Here is an 18,317-nt window from a genome sequence, read left to right as displayed (position 1 = left end):
AATTAGGCAAACTTTTTGCTATATTGCTTCTATAATTAATTCAATAAAAAAATTAAAAAGCTATGATGGGATATTATATAATTGCTGGACTTATCTTCTTGGTAAGTATGTATGTAAGCAATCGTTTAAAGAGTAAATTCAAAAAGTATTCTCAAGTACATTTACAAAATGGGATGAGTGGTAAGGAAATTGCCGAGAAAATGCTTGCCGATAACGGCATTACCGATGTTCAAGTCATTTCTACTCCGGGGATGCTAACAGACCATTACAATCCTGCCAATAAAACCGTGAATTTAAGTGAAGGGGTATACCTTCAGCGTAACGCTGCGGCGGCCGCGGTGGCTGCTCACGAAGTAGGACACGCTGTACAGCATGCTAATGCGTATAGCTGGTTGGCCATGCGATCTGCCATTGTACCTGTGGTGGGTGTGGCTAGTAAGCTGTCCAACTTTGTGATAATGGCAGGTTTGGTGATGACCGCAATGAATTTTATGGGAGCTTTGGGCGATACTGTATTCCTTATTGGAATTATGCTATTTGCAGCCACTACTGCTTTTGCCTTTATTACGTTACCAGTAGAATACGATGCTAGTAGTAGAGCCTTGGCTTGGTTGCAAACCAATAATATGGTGACGCAACAAGAATATGCTGGTTCAAAAGATGCCTTAAAATGGGCAGCGAGAACCTATGTGGTTGCGGCCTTAGGATCTTTAGCAACACTACTTTACTTTATAAGTGTTTTCCTCGGAAGGGATTAAAAGGAGAAAATTAAATAAAAAAAGCTACTTTTTAAAGTGGCTTTTTTTTTATCCTGACACGTTGTTAGGATTGTAACCCATATAAGGAACATGTTTTTCGTTGAAGCTTATTCCGAAGGTGGCTAACTCCTCCAAAATAGGATTGTACACTTCTCTTGTAATAGGAATTTGAACCCCTGGAGTAGTGATTTCTTTATTCAGAATTTTAAGTGCGGCAATCGCCACCGGTAAGCCCACGGTTTTTGCCATCGCAGTATAGGTTTGGTCTTCGCCAATATGAACCATACTACTGTCAATCTGTTTCTTTTCTCCATTCACTTCGTAGCCAAATTTGTGATACATCACTATCATATCTTTATCTTCTGGTTTCAAAGTCCATTTATCCATTAATATCTTCTGAAGTGCTTGTGCAGGTGTTGCATCTTTAATTCCGATGAATTTATTTGGATTAAAAATATCCAATTCTTCCAATTTCCCCCACATGATATCGTCCTGGTCAATTTTCAAATTATGACGCATTTTTAGTTCTACCGAATCGGTTGGAGAATAGGGTAAAAATAAGTTCACAAAAGCACGATACGAAAGATTTTCAGAATCTGGAATAGTGTAGCCATCATCGGTCATTCCTAGTTGTACAAACATATTCCAAGCCTTGCTGAAACCAACGTGACGCATGGTGCCGCGATAGAGGGTAAGGATATCTTCCAGTCCGTAAATGCTTCGGTATTTTAACGAATTTCTATTGGCATACGCTTCAAAACGTCCGTAGCCTTCAATGTCTAGAAATTCTGTTCTTCGGAATAACCTGTGATACGGAATGTATTTATAGGTTCCTTCCTGTATAAATTCGGCAGCGCCACCTTGACCTGCGAGTACTACATTTCTTGGGTTCCAAGTAAATTTATAATGCCAAAGGTTGTCGTCACTTTCGGGTGCAATGAGTCCGCCTGTAAACGATTCAAACAGCAACATTTTGCCACCTTGGTCACGAATATGGTCGATGACCTTCATCGCACTCATATGGTCAATACCTGGATCCACCCCAATTTCATTCATAAAAACCAATCCTTTTTCCTTTACAGCTTCGTCTATGGCTTGCATTTCTTTACTTACATACGATGCCGTAACCATATGTTTGCCGTGTTTAAGGCAATCTTTGGCGGCTTCCATATGTAAATGAGCTGGAAGCATCGAGATAATTAAATCGTTTTGAGGAATAATTTCATTTCGTTGCGCCTCATTAAATACATCGAAGCGAATTCCTTTAGCATTAGGATGTCCTTGCGTAAACTTTTGAGCATTTTCTTCAGAAAGATCTCCAATGGTAATAAAGAGATTTTCTTTTTCAGATTTATCTAATAAATACTGAATTAAACTTGTGGCAGAACGACCTGCTCCTATAATTAAAATGTGACGCATCCCGTTGATTTTTTGTAAATTTGAACTGCTAATTTTAGCACAGCGAAAGTACTAAAATCGATTGGTAACAAATGAATAATTTCGACAAAAAAATATTGATTACAGCTACCTTATTGGCTGCTATTACCATAGCTATTGGAGCATTTGGTGCACATGGATTAAAGAATTTGGTTGATGAAGCTTCGATACGTAGTTTTGAAACTGGAGTTCGGTATCAAATGTACCATGTAATTGCCTTGGTTATTATCGGTTTTGCAGGAGGTATATCTGAAAGTACCCGACAATGGGTGTTTCGATTTTTTATTTTGGGTATTTTGTTGTTTTCTGGATCGATTTATTTATTGACACTTAAAGAATTCATTCCGTTTAATTCAAAATTTTTAGGACCAATTACTCCCGTTGGGGGGCTTTTCTTTATAATGGGCTGGTTGAGGTTGTGTTACGGAATTATTAAAATAAAGTAAATATAAATTTCCCTTTTTGAAGGGTTATCCCAATTGGTTTTTTTATTTTTGCAGTCACAACAAATCCGATATTATGGTAGATAACGGCAACGCTACGAAATCGATTTCGATAGAGTCCTACGGAATCAAAAATGCAACAGTAAAATACCAACTTACCTCAGAACAACTCCACGAGGAAACATTACAAAAAAATCAAGGAAAAGAAGCAAACACAGGTGCACTTGCAGTAAATACGGGTGAATTTACGGGGCGTTCACCAAAGGACAGATTTATTGTTAAAGATGATATAACCAAAGATCGCGTTTGGTGGGGAAACATTAACATTCCTTTTGAGCCAGATGCTTTTGATGCCCTTTACAATAGAATTACAGATTACCTCTCCGGAAAAGAATTGTATGTTCGTGATAGTTATGCCTGTGCAGACCCTAATTACCGATTAAACATTCGTGTCATTACCGAATATCCTTGGAGTAACATGTTTGCATATAATATGTTTTTACGTCCAGAAGAGGAAGAATTAAAAGGTTTTTCTCCGGAATGGCTTGTAGTAAATGCACCTGGCTTTATGGCGGTTCCAGATCGTGACGGTACTAGACAACATAATTTTGCTATTTTAAATTTTACAAAGAAAATCGCCATCATTGGAGGAACAGGATATACTGGAGAGATTAAAAAAGGTATTTTTTCAGCTCTAAACTTTATCCTTCCTGTTTTTAAAAATACGTTGCCTATGCACTGCTCTGCCAACGTTGGAGAAGATGGCGAAACCGCAATTTTCTTTGGTCTTTCTGGTACTGGGAAAACCACCCTTTCTGCAGACCCAGATAGAAGGCTCATTGGTGATGATGAGCATGGATGGACAGCCGAAAACACTGTTTTCAATTTTGAAGGCGGTTGCTATGCAAAAGTGATTAACCTTACTGAAGAAAACGAACCAGATATTTATAGAGCGATAAAACCGGGAGCCATTTTGGAAAATGTGATTATGGATGAAAAGGGCGAAGTAGATTTCGCAGATATTTCCATTACACAAAATACACGAGTGAGTTACCCCATTTATCATATAGATAATATACAGGTGCCTTCTATTGGGACAAATCCAAAAAATATCTTCTTTTTAACGGCAGATGCTTTTGGGGTATTACCTCCTATTTCCAAGTTGACTCCTGGTCAGGCGGCGTATCATTTTATAAGTGGTTATACTGCAAAAGTTGCGGGTACAGAGGCTGGTATTACAGAGCCTGTGCCAAGTTTTTCTGCTTGTTTTGGCGCTCCTTTTATGCCATTACATCCAACAGAATACGCCGAAATGTTAAGTAAGAAAATGAAAGATGCCGGTGTGCATGTTTGGTTGGTAAATACGGGATGGACTGGGGGTCCTTACGGGGTGGGTACTAGAATGAAATTAAAATATACTCGAGCCATGATTACCGCAGCATTAAATGGTTCCTTAGAAGCAGCCAATAAAGATAATTATCATGTGCATTCGATTTTTGGAGTGCATCAACCTAGAACGTGTCCTAATGTTCCAACCGATGTCTTAAGCCCAAGACAAACTTGGAAAAACGATGAAGGGTATTATAAAACAGCACATAAGTTGGCTAATTCATTTAAAGAGAACTTTAAAAAGTTTGAAGAATTTGCCAATGCCGAAATTCTAGCAGGAGGTCCATTAGTGTAACCTTAGCTTTCATAAACAAAAAAGGCTACCATATTGGTAGCCTTTTTTGTTTGTTTTAGAAAACGGATTATTTTTTTCCGTTCACTTCTTTAATATATTTTTCTAATGCCATCGTCATAGACGGTGTCTCGGGGGTTGGGGCTTTAATATCAACTCTTAATCCACTCTCGGTTGCTGCCTTAATAGTGGTATTTCCAAAAACCGCAATACGAGTTTCGTTTTGTTCAAAATCTGGAAAATTTTCAAGTAATGATTTTATCCCACTTGGACTAAAGAATACTAATATATCGTAATAAACGTCTCTTAAGTCTGAAAGATCACTAATTACTGTTCTGTAGAAAGTAGCCTGCTTCCAGTTTACACCAAGATCATTTAGAACCATAGGGGCTTCAGGTTTCAATTTGTCTGAAGAAGGTAATAAAAAGGCCTCGTTTTTATATTTTTTAATAAGGGGAGATAATTCTGTAAAAGTACTTTTCCCTACATATATTTTTCGTTTTCTGTAAACCACATATTTTTGAAGATAGTAAGCAACAGCTTCACTTTGGCAAAAATATTTCATAGTATCTGGCACTTTAAAACGAAGCTCTTCAGCAATTCTGAAAAAGTGATCTACAGCATTTCTGCTGGTAAGAATAATCGCTGTATATTTTGTGAGATCTATCTTTTGTCCACGCACATCTTTGCTCGAAACTCCTTCCACGTGAATAAAAGGCCTAAAGTCTATTTTAACTTTTTGTCTGTCTATTAAATCAAAATAGGGAGAGTTTTCAACTTTAGGTTCTGGTTGAGAAACCAAAATAGTTTTCACCTTCATAAGCTAGTTTTTTTAAGCCTAAATCACACAACTAATTTATAGAGTATAACATAGGGTGCAAATTCAAGTGCGCAAAGATATAAAATAAAATACAAGAAATTCCTTAAAATTAGTGTAGTGTTTTTTTTTATACTTGAAATTAAGGCAATAACGTACAAGAAAACAAACCCTGCAATCACAAAATTAATAGTTGTGCCGTCTGGAAAATAGATAAAAAAGAAGATGATATTTGCTATAAAAACAATAAGAGACAACAGGTTGATATAGCTTAATTTTTCATAAAGATAGTCCTGTACCAATTTCTCAATATCAAAAACATGTGCTACCAGTTTTTCGACGTAATACTTAGCTAAAATAATGAGTGTGAATCCTGTAAATACTTGTAGAAATAGAATGGGGGTATTTTTAAAATTTCCAATACCAAGGGTCAATACGATGCAAATAAATAAAGAAAGTGATACTGCTTGAACAATAAATAACAGTAAACTAAAGGGATGCGTTACTTCGCTACTTTTACCCTCCACACTAAAATATTTATTCGTTATAGGGAGGAGCATAAATTCTTGGAAACGACGAGGGAATTTAGTTTTAACAATTGCCAAAAGGATAAATACACCCACAAAAATGAGAATAATCCAGTCCTTATTTTCTACCAAACGAAGCTCCATAAATACCCATAAATAGCAGGGGTTAAAAATAATGGAAAATAAAGGGAAACAGAAGCAACTACTTAAAAATCTGTGTTCCAATTTAATGATAAATTTTTCTTAAATGGTGTTTTTAGAATATTTGCAATCCTTAAAAAAGAGGTACATTTGCCCAAAATTGGGAGCATGGCAAATGCCTTAGTGGTCATACCAACGTATAATGAAATTGATAACATCGAAAAGATTGTTCGGAATATATTTTCCTTACAAAAACAGTTTCATGTGTTGGTGGTTGACGACAACTCCCCAGATTTAACAGCTTTAAAAGTGAAAGAGCTTATGGAAGAGTTCCCTAAGCAACTTTTTTTAGAACAAAGAACTGGTAAACTAGGATTGGGAAGTGCCTATATTTTAGGTTTTAAATGGGCATTGAAAAGAGAATACGAGTTTATTTTTGAAATGGATGCCGATTTTTCTCATAACCCCAACGACCTTATTCGCCTTTACAATGCTTGTCATAAAGAAGGAAACGATGTTGCTATTGGCTCTCGTTATAAAACAGGTGTAAATGTGGTAAACTGGCCTATGAGTAGGGTATTGATGTCGTGGTTGGCTTCAAAATACGTGCGATTTATCACACAAATGAATATTTACGATACTACTGCCGGGTTTATTTGCTATCGACGTAGTGTCTTAGAAAAAATAAACCTAGATAAAATACAGTTTATGGGGTACGCGTTTCAAATTGAGATGAAATACAAAGCCTACCTCAGTACATTTAAAATAGTAGAGATTCCCGTTGTGTTTACCGATAGAACTAAAGGAGAATCTAAAATGAGCAAGGGAATTATTTCCGAAGCTATTTTTGGAGTTATTTCCATGAGAATTAAAAGTTTGTTTAAAACATTAGATATATGACGAAGCAGGTATTAATTAAAAATGCCAATATTGTAAACGAAGGGAAGATCTTCAATGGTGATGTGCTTATTGAAGGAGATCGAATTGTAGAAATTGCCGAAAGCATTAGCAGTAAATCTTCAGATACAAAAGTAATTGAAGCAGACGGGCTTTATTTACTTCCTGGAATGATTGATGACCAAGTGCATTTTCGTGAACCAGGACTAACGCACAAAGCGACCATTGAAACTGAATCGAAGGCGGCTGTAGCTGGTGGAATCACCACATTTATTGAAATGCCGAATACCGTTCCGCAGGCAACCACTATTGAATTATTGGAAGAAAAGTTTGCAAGAGCGGCCGAAACTTCTTGGGCAAATTATTCCTTTATGTTTGGAGGAACCAACCATAATTTGGATGAGATTCTCAAAGTAGACGAAACCAAAGTGGCGGGGCTTAAATTGTTTTTAGGCTCTTCTACAGGGGATATGTTGGTGGATGATTTACAAGTGTTGGAAAAGATTTTCAGCAATACAAAATTGTTAATTTCTGCCCATTGTGAAGACGAAACTACTATAAAAAATAACCTAGCAAAGTACAAAGCGCAATATGGCGATGATATTCCAGTAGCATTACATCCAATTATTAGAAGTGAAGAAGCTTGTTATATATCCTCTTCCAGAGCGATTGAATTGGCAAAGAAAACGGGAGCGCGTTTACACGTTTTTCATCTTTCAACCGAAAAGGAAACCCATCTTTTTGATAAGAAAAAGAAGTTAGCTGATAAAAAAATTACGGCTGAAGTATGTATACATCACCTTTGGTTTACCGATGAAGATTATACATCTAAAGGCACTAAAATTAAGTGGAATCCAGCGGTAAAAACACAAAAAGACAAAGACGGTCTTTGGAAAGCGCTTTTGGAGGACCGCATCGATGTTATCGCTACAGATCACGCACCACATACGCTGGAAGAAAAAAATCAAGTATATACCAAAGCGCCTTCAGGTGGGCCACTAGTGCAACATGCCTTGGTTGCCTTACTTGAAATGTATCACAGAGAAGTGATTTCATTAGAGAAAATAGTGGAGAAATTTGCGCATAATCCTGCTATTTTATTCGATATAAAAGATCGTGGATACATTCGCGAAGGATATAAAGCAGATTTGGTTTTAGTAGACCTTAATGCACCTTGGGCAGTAAATAAAGAGAATATATTATACCATTGTGGTTGGTCGCCTTTCGAGGGAACGACCTTTAAATCACGTGTGCGATATACTTTTATTAACGGGGTGTTGGCTTTCGAAAACGGGAAGTTTCCGAATAGAACCCACGGAGAACGATTAACTTTTAATAGAGGATGAGATTTGTAATTTTTGCACTACTATTATCTTTTTTGATAGGTTGTCAGGATGTAAAACGTCCCATAAAACCAGACAATCTAATCTCGAAAGATAACATGGTCTTAATTCTATCTGAATCCTATACTGGAAATGCTGCACGTAGCATCAATAATAGAATCATGCGAGATGAGGTGATTGAATTAGATTCCCTTATTTTTAAAAAATTTAATATTGATAGCCTTCAATTTGCGCAGAGTAACGCCTACTATGCTTCCCAATTAAATGATTATATCGATATTTTAAAACGAGTGGAAGAGCGGTTAGTGGCTCAAAAAGCCGAAATTGATACATTAATCATTCGGGAGGCTAAAATTAAAAAGGATAGTATCGAAGCGGCTCGCGAAAAACGAAAGACAAAAAAAGATTCTATTTCTGAAGGGATAACAATACCCCCTGTTCAAAATTAAGCTTTGTAGTTTTTTACAATTCTTGTAATAGTTTCATCATAGGGAGTAAACTGAAAATCTAATGCTTTTTCAATTTTTGAAGCATCGTATTTTGAATACCTAAACATAGAATGAATCATCCCTTTTAATAACCTTCTTTTGGTTCCAAAGAGGTTACTGGAAAGCCAATCCAAGCTACTTAAAAACAACAACGTCCTTTTCGATATACTTTTTGAAGGCACTGGCTTCCCCAAAGCAACACTTAAGCTACCCAAAAATTCTTTATAGGTTAGATTTTTAGAAACCAATACGAAGCGTTCATTTTTTAAATCACTTTCCATTAAAGACAGCATCACTTTTACCACATCTTTAATATCTACAAAACCGGAACTTCCTTCAGTATAATACTTCACTCCTTTGGCGGCTCTTGTAATAAGCCTTCCACTGCTCGAATGCCAATAGCCTTCGCCTAAAATCACCCCCGGATTAACAATCACGGCATCCAATCCTTCTTGCGTACCCCGCCACACTTCCATTTCGGCACCATATTTTGTAATGGAATACACACTGTTTTTGTCTTCGGGATTCCAAGGCGTTTCTTCGGTAATACTTTCTCCGTTTAAGGATTTTCCTAAGGTAGCAATGGAACTCACATAACACATTTTTTTTACGTTGTTCGCCAGTGCGATATTAACCACATTGGCAGTGCCTTCTACATTTGCTTTTTTTAGGGCGTGGTAGTGTTTGGGGTTAAAACTAACGAAGGCAGCACAATGATACACGTGCGTAATGCCTTGAAATGCTTGTGTGAGCTGCGGAATTTCTGTGATATTGGCTGCTATCCATTCAATCTTTTGGTAAAGTGTTTCAACGTCTTTTGTATAATAAGAAAATACTTTTTTTACCGAGGCTAAGTCACTCGATGTGCGATGGGTGGCACGAATCTTAGGATGCTTTAATACCAACTGATAGAGCAAATGTGCTCCTACCAATCCCGTACCGCCTGTTACTAATATCATCCTACGAAAATACTCTTTTTTGTTATATACTTTTTCATTTTAAAGCATCCCACTATCTTTGCGGCAAACATAAAGACAATGCCCAAAAATTTTATAGAAGAACTTACATGGCGTGGAATGATTCACGACGTGATGCCAGATACCGAAACGCATCTTAACGAAGCCATGCGTGCGGCGTACGTTGGCTTTGATCCTACCGCAGATTCGCTGCACATTGGAAACTTGGTGCCTATTATGTTGTTGGCTTTTTTCCAACGGTGTGGACATAAGCCTGTGGCCTTGGTTGGGGGAGCCACGGGGATGATTGGGGATCCTTCGGGGAAATCGAGTGAGCGTAATTTGCTGGATGAAAAAACTTTACGACACAATCAAGAATGTGTGCGCCAGCAATTGTCTCAATTTTTAGATTTTTCTTCGGGTGCCGAAAATGAAGCTGTAATGGTGAACAATTACGACTGGATGAAGGAATTTAGCTTTCTGGATTTTATTCGTGATGTAGGAAAGCATATCACGGTTAATTATATGATGGCAAAGGATTCTGTAAAAAATAGAATCTCCGGCGAAGGAAACGATGGCATGTCTTTTACAGAGTTTACCTACCAATTGGTGCAGGGGTATGATTTTCTTCACTTATTCAAAAACCACGATTGCACCTTGCAAATGGGTGGAAGCGACCAGTGGGGAAACATCACCACAGGAACCGAATTAATCCGTAGAATAGGCAATGGAAAAGGCTATGCGCTTACATGTCCCTTGATTACCAAAAGCGACGGAAGTAAATTTGGAAAAAGCGAAGGTGGGAATGTATGGTTGGATGCCAATAGAACGTCACCTTATAAATTTTACCAGTATTGGTTGAACACTAGTGATGAGGATGCCGAAAAATATATCAAAATTTTCACTTTTTTGGATAAAACAACGGTGGAAGGCTTGGTTGCCGAACACAAAGAAGCACCGCATATGCGATTGCTTCAAAAAAGATTGGCTCAGGAAGTTACCATTACGGTGCACAGTGAAGAAGAATATGAAAATGCGGTGAAAGCTTCAGAAATTTTATTCGGAAAATCAACTTCCGAAGATTTAAAAAATCTGAATGAAAAAACCTTTCTCGATGTATTTGAAGGGGTTCCGCAAGCTGAAATATCTTCAACAGAACTCAACAATGGACTTGATATTATTGGCGCTTTGGCTGAAAAGACAGGTTTTTTAAAGTCTAATGGAGAAGCGCGACGCGCATTAAAAGAGAATTCCATTTCAGTAAACAAGGAAAAGGTAGGGGAAGATTTTCAGATTACCTCAACCGACTTGATTAACGGACAATTTGTATTGCTTCAACGTGGAAAGAAAAACTATTTTATCATTAAAGTAGTATAAAATAAGAAAGCCCCGACCTCTCGGGGCTTTCAACTAACTAACCAACCAATTATGAATGTAGTCAAGGGAAATTTCCCTTTTTCATAACACTATGTTGGTCGTACTTTTTTCAATTCCTTACAGTCCTACAAAAAATTGGATACTTCAGGATAAGGGATTAAAGAACTTATCAATAAAGCGATGCTTTCCTTTACTATGAGTGTAATACTTACCAATGTTGAGGCCACTAAAATGGCTACTCCCACGTGATTGTTTTTAATGGCTTGAAACTCATTTATTCCTCGTGTAAGCATCGAAAATAAAAAGAATACCGAAGCATTAATTATCACCGCTGCAAGAAATCCAATCAATAAATAAATCCCCGAATATTTTACAATGGTTGCCATATCTACCGCATCGGTTTGGGTAGTTGCCAACCGAATAATGTTAGTAATAGAGGGTAGAATTTCGCTTAAAATTAAACCTATACTTAAGATGATTCCCGAAGTAAACACGGTAAAGGCTGTGTTGTTTCCTTTTACATCTTCCTTTTGGAAAAATAGCTTGTGCAGTATGCTATACGAAACATAAATAATGGCCACCGTGATGATAATAGATAGGATGACTTCAAAGAGTGCGAGTGTAAAAAGTTGTTTGTTCATAATTCGTTATTTACTGGTTAGTACCACATTCCAGTGGGTAATATCATTAAAATTGCCAGGGAGTTGCCCAGCCGTATAATATTTTGCCGTGGTTTCCCAAACCACATATTTTTTTCCGTAATGGGTTTTATACAATCCTTTTGCGGGCAAATTAATCCCAATAATGGAGTGTCTATAAAAGTTGCTATTTAATATGGCGACGTCATAGTTAAAATGTTTCAAAATGGAGTAAATTAAAACCGTACGGGTATCACAATCTCCTTTTAAATTCTGAAGAAAAGACACAGGGTTTTGAATTCCGTATTTCACGTTACCAATACAACAATCGGGACAATCTTCAAGAATGGTGCGTATGGAATCTTCATAATTTTCGGCTGGCATACACGCCTCTTGAAACACAAAGGAATATGGAATGTCTTGAATACAGGAAATGACCATTTCAGCAAATTCCATCTGATTCAGTTTTTTGTTTATATGAATGTCTTCAAAAGCCTTCATTACCAAATCTAGGCTTGGCGTGTCGGTTCTGTCGATATAGTCATAAAGAATACCCCAAAAATTAGCAGAACCTCTTACTTTATAATTATTTATGTGGTTATATAGGCGATTAAAATCATTTTCGCGAACGGTTAATTTTCCTTGGTAATTATTGCCATAATTGTCTTTCCAAACTCTGTTGCTGGAATACACCGAAACGGTATCGATACCTTCCAGAATAGTAGATTTTGCAACGCCTTCTTCAATATTAAACGTGGTATCTTCCGTAGCAGGGACTTTTACAAATTCAATGATAAAGAGAAATAAAAACCGGACACCTATAACGAGAAAAAAGATAACCCCTACATTTTTAACTAGGCTTGAGATGGTAGGTTTTCCAATGATTTTTGAAGTGAGTATGGCCCCAATAATTCCTGCAATAATAAATGAGAAAATCCATGATACATCTAAAAAAGCAGCAATACCAATAGCACCCATAAAGCTTATTAGTCCAAAAACAAAAAGCCAAAGGCAACCGTTATTTTTTTTAGGTGTTTGTTGCATTAAAGAACCATAAGATTACAACCTCGAATATCGCTGGTATCAAATCTACCTAAAATTTCGAAACTTCCATCGGGCAAAGTTTTCCCTAAGTCCTGGGTTGCAATAAACGAACAGGAATACAGATTTGCCAAGTCTATAACATTAATCCCACCCGTCTTTCCTGATACGAAGGTCAGGGCATCCTCGGTATCGCGCGTAAAGACTTTCATCCAGGGAGGTGTTGTATAAACTCCTTTCCCTGACGAATAGGCTTGAGACAGTAGCTCGGTCATTCCATATTCGCTATGAATTTGAGCAACACCAAATCCTTTTTTTAGTTTTTCATGTAATGCCGCCTTAATAAGTTCTTTGCGTTTTCCTTTCATGCCTCCGGTTTCCATTATTGTGGTTGATTTTAATTGAAATTGTTGTTTTTCGATGAGGTCTAACAACGCATAGGATACTCCAATTAATAGTGTTTTTTGGTTGCTTTTTTCCAGTGCTTCCAAATTTTCTATGAGCGCATCGAGATTGTGAAGGTAAAATCCGCTGGAGGCATTACTTGTTTCGATTAAGGATTGCACCATATAAATGAGTGAAGATCCTTCTCGCTCCAAATACGAGGGAAGTAAGGCAAGGATGGTCCAATCCTTAGGATTTCCATAAAATTGCTGAAAACCTCTTAAAAAACTTTGTTCGTAAAGGGGAAGATCTGCCACAAAATGGTTGCTGGTCACCATTCCTGTAGTTCCGCTGCTGGTGAAAATGGTTTGAGATTCTTTTTGATCTGAAAGGATGGTATGCGATTTAAAAAATTCAATAGGGAGAAACGGAATGGATTTTAAAGACGTTACATTATCGGGATTTTTGTGCAGTAGGTTACAAAAATCCCGATACGGTGCCACATGCTCATATTGATATTGAAACACTTGTAGGGCAAGCGTTTCAAATTCTTGTTTATTTTTTATTTGAAAAATTGCTTTTTCTAGCATTTTTACTTTTTGGCTATTCAAAAATAGGGAATAAAAAAAGCTTCCGTAAGTACAGAAGCTTTTTTAGAAATATTATTTGTGAAAGATTATCTCACTACCAATTTTTTGGTTTCAGAAATGTTTCCTTGTGTAATTTGAACAATGTACACACCACTGTTTAATTGAGAGATATTCATTCTTTCATTGGTGACAGTAGTAGTCATTACTTTCTTCCCTAAAACATCAAAAATAGTTACTTGCTTTTCACCAGAAATAGGTGAACTAATATTTAAGAATCCTTGCGCAGGGTTAGGGTAGATGGCAAATTGATTTTTATTTTGATCTGCAATACCTAAAGGCTCTCCAGAGAAGACAACATTATCGAAATAAAATGCTTCAGCGCCTGCATTCATTCTTGCTTCGATTACTAATTGTACCGTTGCATCTGAAGTCAAGTTTGCACCGCCAGTAATCCAAGAACCTTCAATTCCTAAATCATTAATATCGTTACCAGTAGTATCTAATATATCAATTTCGGTACTATTGGTAATATCTCTCACATAGATTCTTAATCTGTCCGATCCCATTTCATTTAAGGTTCCGTCCCCTTCGTATCCAGTTTCAGAAATCCAATAATCTATAGATACACTTGGAGTGGAAACCCCGGTTAAATCAACATTGTCAAATTCTAAAATAAAGTTTCCATCGGCATCACTAATTTGATATCCTTTAACACCATCTGTATACGCTCCTACTGTAGAAACAAAATCTGTTACACCCACAAAGTCACCATCGGTAAGCCCTACATCTGGAGTATCATATGGTTCGTAACGGGCACTAAATCCCATTTCACCACCTGTAGAAGTCCAATTTACAAAAGGCTCATCAACATTATCTATAAGGTCATGTGCTGTATTTGGATCTCCAGTATCTACATATTGTATTGTAAATACGCCTGGTTCTTCAAAGCTTGTACTTGCGATTTGTGCAAAAGAGATAGTACTAATAAGTAATGCTACTAAAAATGTAATTTTTTTCATCATGTAAAATTGTTTTAATGGTACAAAGAAAAGGATTTTTTGCATTTTTTGAAGAATTTTTACGAAGGTTTACTTTAAAATAATGAGGGAATACGTAATTTTAGTTAATCGTAATCTTAATGTTACATAATCGTTAACAATGCTCCATAAAAATTCTCGAAAAAGAATAAGCAGTATATTTAACACCAAGTATTATACTATAATTCATGAAGAAAAAAGATACAAGAATATTGTTAGTGGATGACGAGCCTGATATTTTAGAAATAATTGGTTATAACTTAGCCGCTGAAGGGTATCAAATAATTACGGCAGAAAATGGAATTCAGGCTATTGCTGAAGCCAAAAAGCATCAACCACATCTTATCGTGTTAGACGTTATGATGCCTGAGATGGACGGGATTGAAGCTTGTGAAAAAATGAGAGCCATCCCAGAGCTTAGCGAAACGATCATCACCTTTTTAACAGCACGTGGAGAAGACTATTCGCAAGTAGCTGGGTTTGAAGCTGGGGCAGATGACTATATAACCAAGCCTATTAAGCCTAAGGTGCTGGTGAGTAAAGTAAAGGCATTGCTTCGCAGATTTAAAGAAGCAGAAATAGTTGATAATACTTTGAAGCTGGGAAACATTATCATTAACAGGGAAGAATATAAAGTACAAAGAGGGAAAGAAGATATTTTATTGCCTAGGAAAGAGTTTGAACTGCTATCATTACTTGCATCAAAACCTGGTAAAGTGTTTAAGAGAGAAGATATTTTGGACACTGTTTGGGGTAACGAAGTTGTCGTTGGGGGTCGTACCATCGATGTTCATATTAGGAAATTGCGAGAGAAATTAGGGGATGATAAATTTAAAACGGTTAAAGGCGTTGGGTATAAGTTTGTAGTTTAATGACTAAAATTTTTAAAAAAACATACAAGTTTGCAGGTTTTACTTCAACCTTTATTACATTCTTCCTAACAGCTTTGTTGGGAGTTTTTTTTTATTGGCATGGAGGAATAAGTTATTGGTTTTTACTCCTCTTTTTTTTTATAAGTTATTTTCTAACCTTTTTTGTGATTCAGTATCGTGTAGAAAAGCTTATTTATAAACAGGTTAAGAAAATTTACAACGATGTAAAGTTACTAGATGGTAGTACTTTCGATAAGAGAAGAATTACGACCGATATGGCTACTTTAACAAAGGAAGTAGAACGATTTGCTCAAGATAAAAAACTTGAAATTGAAACCCTTATAGATAGAGAAAACTACCGAAAAGAATTTATGGGAAATGTTTCTCATGAATTAAAAACACCCCTTTTTACGGTTCAAGGATATATACTTACCCTCCTTGATGGTGCCATGAAGGATAAAACGGTTCGGAAAAAATACTTACAAAGAGCTAATAAAGGAGTTGAGCGACTCATATATATAGTGAAGGATTTAGATATGATCACCAAACTTGAAGTAGGTGATTTAACACTGTATAAAGAAGATTTTAATATTATAGAATTGGTGCAAAATGTTTTCGATTTATTGGAGATGAAAGCTGCTAAAAAGAATATAACGCTCACCTTTGATATCAATTATAAAGAGAGTATAATGGTCTATGCTGATAGGGAGAGGATTCAGCAAGTACTCACCAACCTTGTTGAAAATTCTATTAAATATGGAAGGGAAGAAGGCACCACAGAAGTAAGTATTGAAAATTTAATCAAAAATAAAATTATTGTACGTATTACCGATAATGGAGAAGGTGTGGAGAAACAACACCTAACAAGACTTTTTGAACGCTTTTACAGGGTAGATAAAAGTGGTTCTCGAAAGGTAGGTGGTAGTGGGTTAGGACTTGCGATAGTGAAACACTTAGTAGAAGCCCATAACGAAAAAATATATGTTGAAAGCCAAATTGGCGTGGGGTCGGAGTTTTCATTTACCCTCGAAAAGAGCAAATAACTTTTTAAAATTTACTTCGTAAGTAAACTCTTTTAGCCCTTTATATAGAGGGATTTCCTTTAATTTTTCTAGGGTAAATTCATGCTGTTTGCAAGAAGGGACAATGCCTCTTGCTTTCAGTTCTTTTGCTAGGTACTTCTGTTCAAATTGCCCTGGAGTAGGGATAAAGTAGGCATCTTTTTCTAATGCGGCTAAATCCATAATAGTAGTGTAACCAGAGCGAGAAACAACCACAACGCTTTCATTAATTGCATTTTCAAGTTCCTTACTTTGTAAAAAATTGAGGATGGTAATGTTTCTATTTTGAAGTTTTTCTTCTCGTTCTTCTACAATCCCTCGTACAAGTAGTACTTTTTTATCTGAATTTAAAAACACCTCCATCATTTTAACTTCAAGCATAGTGCGTTGAGGTTCTGGCCCTGAAAGCAATACTAAAACATCATATTTTTTTGACAATTCCTTTTTGCTCATTCTACTAAGTGGACCTATATAGGTTATAGGAAATTTTACTTTTTTTGAATGGCCCAACTTTCCGCTTAGGTTAATGGCTCCTTCAACATCGGGAACCCAACAGGCATCATATTTTGAGATAATTTTTTGATGCATTTTACTGCTGAAAAAAGAAGTATTACCACTTAACACATTTAATTGATGCGTAATAAAAACCGAAGGTACTTTTTTACTCCGCACCCCAAGTCTATTGTCACTAATTATACCATCTATTCTTCCTTGAGCAACGAGTTCCTTTATTACTTTTTTTTCTTCAGAAATGGCTTTCTTTATTTCTGGAAGTTTCAAAAAAAGCTTCAGTTTAAAAAACTCTCCCTTTTTTGGATAGGTAATATTGTAGGAGGGTAATTCAATGTATTCTAATTGTGGAAACTCTTTCCTTAGTAATAACAGAGGGGCGCCATCGCTTCCTAATAGTACATTGTAATCATTTCGAAGTAATTCAGTAATAATAGGGATACACCTTGTGGCGTGTCCAAGTCCCCAATGTAAAGGGGCAACCAAAATAGTTTTTTTTTGTTTCAAATGTTTAAAACGGTAATTGGATGACTTCATTTCTTGTTAAAAACAAAAGTACCATTCTTTTTACAGCTTTATATTTCCGTAATTTTACCAAAATTTAAAGAAACAGTATCACGTGGGAAGCAAAAACAAACTGAAACGATTTAAGGAAAATGAAACCTTTGCCAATGTTATTCAGCCATCAAGAGAAGTACTTTTAGAAAAAAATTTCGATTTAAAAGGGAATTGGAAAAAGGATTTTTTTAAGAATGATCACCCCCTAGTGCTAGAATTGGGTTGTGGTAAGGGCGAATATTCAGTAAATCTTGCCAAAGAGTTTTCGCAAAAGAACTTTCTAGGGATAGATATTAAAGGTGCTAGGTTTTGGAGGGGCGCTAAAACTGCTTTAGAAGAAGGGCTGCAAAATGTGGGCTTTTTACGTACCCAAATTGAATTAATTGAGCATTGTTTTGCAGAAAATGAAGTAGACGAAATTTGGATTACCTTCCCAGATCCTCAAATAAAGTATAAGCGTACAAAGCACAGACTGACCAATCTAGAGTTTCTCGATAAATATAGAAAAGTAATAAAGTCTAAAGGGGTCATCCATTTAAAAACAGATAGTGAGTTTATGCACGGGTATACTTTGGGACTACTACATGGGTTAGATGAAAAAATACTATATGCAAATCATGATGTTTACGGAACTACAGGAGCGCCAAAGGAAGTAACCGCAATACAGACCTTTTACGAGCAACAGTATTTGGAAAAGCAAAAGAAAATCACCTATGTGAGTTTTCAACTTGCTTCCAAATAATTATGTATCTTCACCTTGC

19 protein-coding genes are annotated in these 18,317 nt (G+C 36.4%); 10 read left to right on the top strand and 9 right to left on the bottom strand.

Translation table 11 applies throughout. The annotated features are described in order from the left end of the window. Positions 1 to 62: 62 nt before the first annotated feature. A complete protein-coding gene (locus tag KXJ69_RS02740) occupies positions 63 to 758 on the top strand; it encodes a zinc metallopeptidase (RefSeq protein WP_219051025.1) in 696 nt (231 codons plus the stop codon). A 48-nt stretch (positions 759 to 806) separates the two neighbouring features. Here the strand turns inward: KXJ69_RS02740 and KXJ69_RS02735 are convergent, their stop codons facing one another. Further along, the gene (locus KXJ69_RS02735) at positions 807 to 2,177 is read right to left on the bottom strand and encodes a saccharopine dehydrogenase family protein (protein ID WP_219051023.1); all 1,371 of its coding nucleotides are present in this window, start codon (positions 2,175 to 2,177) and stop codon (positions 807 to 809) included. A gap of 71 nt (positions 2,178 to 2,248) precedes the next feature. Between KXJ69_RS02735 and KXJ69_RS02730 the strand changes: the two genes are divergently transcribed. Both KXJ69_RS02730 and pckA read left to right on the top strand, forming a co-directional pair. Further along, positions 2,249 to 2,641, top strand: a complete 393-nt coding sequence (locus tag KXJ69_RS02730; protein ID WP_219051021.1) for a DUF423 domain-containing protein — start codon at positions 2,249 to 2,251, stop codon at positions 2,639 to 2,641. Between the two features lie 73 nt (positions 2,642 to 2,714). Next, positions 2,715 to 4,322, top strand: a complete 1,608-nt coding sequence (gene pckA / locus KXJ69_RS02725) for a phosphoenolpyruvate carboxykinase (ATP) (RefSeq protein WP_219051019.1) — start codon at positions 2,715 to 2,717, stop codon at positions 4,320 to 4,322. A gap of 67 nt (positions 4,323 to 4,389) precedes the next feature. Here the strand turns inward: pckA and KXJ69_RS02720 are convergent, their stop codons facing one another. After that, positions 4,390 to 5,139 carry a uroporphyrinogen-III synthase gene (locus KXJ69_RS02720; protein WP_219051017.1) on the bottom strand — a complete coding sequence of 250 codons (750 nt, stop codon included), beginning with the start codon at positions 5,137 to 5,139 and terminating at the stop codon, positions 4,390 to 4,392. A gap of 23 nt (positions 5,140 to 5,162) precedes the next feature. Continuing rightward, on the bottom strand, positions 5,163 to 5,807 hold the full coding sequence (locus KXJ69_RS02715; RefSeq protein ID WP_219051014.1) for a DUF4271 domain-containing protein: 645 nt from the start codon (positions 5,805 to 5,807) through the stop codon (positions 5,163 to 5,165). Between the two features lie 165 nt (positions 5,808 to 5,972). On the opposite strand from KXJ69_RS02715, the gene KXJ69_RS02710 reads away from it, so the two are divergent. The 3 genes from KXJ69_RS02710 to KXJ69_RS02700 are packed head-to-tail and all read left to right on the top strand — an operon-like array spanning position 5,973 to position 8,493. Next, on the top strand, positions 5,973 to 6,704 hold the full coding sequence (locus KXJ69_RS02710) for a polyprenol monophosphomannose synthase (RefSeq protein ID WP_219051012.1): 732 nt from the start codon (positions 5,973 to 5,975) through the stop codon (positions 6,702 to 6,704). Beyond that, positions 6,701 to 8,047 (top strand): dihydroorotase, encoded by a 1,347-nt coding sequence (locus KXJ69_RS02705; protein WP_219051010.1) that lies wholly within the window; start codon positions 6,701 to 6,703, stop codon positions 8,045 to 8,047. The genes KXJ69_RS02710 and KXJ69_RS02705 overlap by 4 nt, the downstream gene beginning before the upstream one ends. Then, a complete protein-coding gene (locus KXJ69_RS02700; protein WP_219051008.1) occupies positions 8,044 to 8,493 on the top strand; it encodes a DUF4296 domain-containing protein in 450 nt (149 codons plus the stop codon). The genes KXJ69_RS02705 and KXJ69_RS02700 overlap by 4 nt, the downstream gene beginning before the upstream one ends. On the opposite strand, the gene KXJ69_RS02695 is transcribed toward KXJ69_RS02700, so the two are convergent. Continuing rightward, on the bottom strand, positions 8,490 to 9,491 hold the full coding sequence (locus tag KXJ69_RS02695; protein ID WP_219051006.1) for an NAD-dependent epimerase/dehydratase family protein: 1,002 nt from the start codon (positions 9,489 to 9,491) through the stop codon (positions 8,490 to 8,492). The genes KXJ69_RS02700 and KXJ69_RS02695 overlap by 4 nt on opposite strands. A gap of 78 nt (positions 9,492 to 9,569) precedes the next feature. Between KXJ69_RS02695 and tyrS the strand changes: the two genes are divergently transcribed. Beyond that, entirely contained in the window at positions 9,570 to 10,865 is a 1,296-nt protein-coding gene (tyrS, locus tag KXJ69_RS02690) for a tyrosine--tRNA ligase (protein WP_219051004.1), read from the top strand. A gap of 125 nt (positions 10,866 to 10,990) precedes the next feature. On the opposite strand, the gene KXJ69_RS02685 is transcribed toward tyrS, so the two are convergent. The 4 genes from KXJ69_RS02685 to KXJ69_RS02670 form a co-directional block, all read right to left on the bottom strand. Then, positions 10,991 to 11,506, bottom strand: a complete 516-nt coding sequence (locus KXJ69_RS02685; RefSeq protein ID WP_219051002.1) for a DUF350 domain-containing protein — start codon at positions 11,504 to 11,506, stop codon at positions 10,991 to 10,993. 6 nt (positions 11,507 to 11,512) lie between these two features. Beyond that, a complete protein-coding gene (locus tag KXJ69_RS02680) occupies positions 11,513 to 12,547 on the bottom strand; it encodes a hypothetical protein (protein ID WP_219051000.1) in 1,035 nt (344 codons plus the stop codon). After that, on the bottom strand, positions 12,547 to 13,518 hold the full coding sequence (locus tag KXJ69_RS02675; protein WP_219050999.1) for a LuxE/PaaK family acyltransferase: 972 nt from the start codon (positions 13,516 to 13,518) through the stop codon (positions 12,547 to 12,549). Before KXJ69_RS02675 ends, KXJ69_RS02680 begins: the two co-directional genes overlap by 1 nt. 86 nt (positions 13,519 to 13,604) lie before the next feature. After that, positions 13,605 to 14,540 carry a T9SS type A sorting domain-containing protein gene (locus tag KXJ69_RS02670; RefSeq protein WP_219050998.1) on the bottom strand — a complete coding sequence of 312 codons (936 nt, stop codon included), beginning with the start codon at positions 14,538 to 14,540 and terminating at the stop codon, positions 13,605 to 13,607. A 203-nt stretch (positions 14,541 to 14,743) separates the two neighbouring features. Between KXJ69_RS02670 and KXJ69_RS02665 the strand changes: the two genes are divergently transcribed. Beyond that, complete coding sequence (locus tag KXJ69_RS02665) at positions 14,744 to 15,427, top strand: response regulator transcription factor (protein ID WP_219050996.1); 684 nt, start codon at positions 14,744 to 14,746, stop codon at positions 15,425 to 15,427. Continuing rightward, on the top strand, positions 15,427 to 16,470 hold the full coding sequence (locus tag KXJ69_RS02660; protein ID WP_219050994.1) for a sensor histidine kinase: 1,044 nt from the start codon (positions 15,427 to 15,429) through the stop codon (positions 16,468 to 16,470). Before KXJ69_RS02665 ends, KXJ69_RS02660 begins: the two co-directional genes overlap by 1 nt. Here KXJ69_RS02660 and KXJ69_RS02655 read toward each other — a convergent pair. Continuing rightward, on the bottom strand, positions 16,444 to 17,505 hold the full coding sequence (locus KXJ69_RS02655; protein WP_255571161.1) for a glycosyltransferase: 1,062 nt from the start codon (positions 17,503 to 17,505) through the stop codon (positions 16,444 to 16,446). The genes KXJ69_RS02660 and KXJ69_RS02655 overlap by 27 nt on opposite strands. Positions 17,506 to 17,617: 112 nt before the next feature. On the opposite strand from KXJ69_RS02655, the gene trmB reads away from it, so the two are divergent. Then, the gene (trmB, locus tag KXJ69_RS02650; protein ID WP_219050990.1) at positions 17,618 to 18,298 is read left to right on the top strand and encodes a tRNA (guanosine(46)-N7)-methyltransferase TrmB; all 681 of its coding nucleotides are present in this window, start codon (positions 17,618 to 17,620) and stop codon (positions 18,296 to 18,298) included. The last annotated feature ends 19 nt before the right edge of the window (positions 18,299 to 18,317 follow it).

Source organism: Halomarinibacterium sedimenti, assembly GCF_019312585.1.
Taxonomy (GTDB): domain Bacteria; phylum Bacteroidota; class Bacteroidia; order Flavobacteriales; family Flavobacteriaceae; genus Halomarinibacterium; species Halomarinibacterium sedimenti.
The sequence above is the reverse complement of the archived record's forward strand: the minus strand, read 5'-3'. Positions and strand labels throughout refer to the sequence as shown.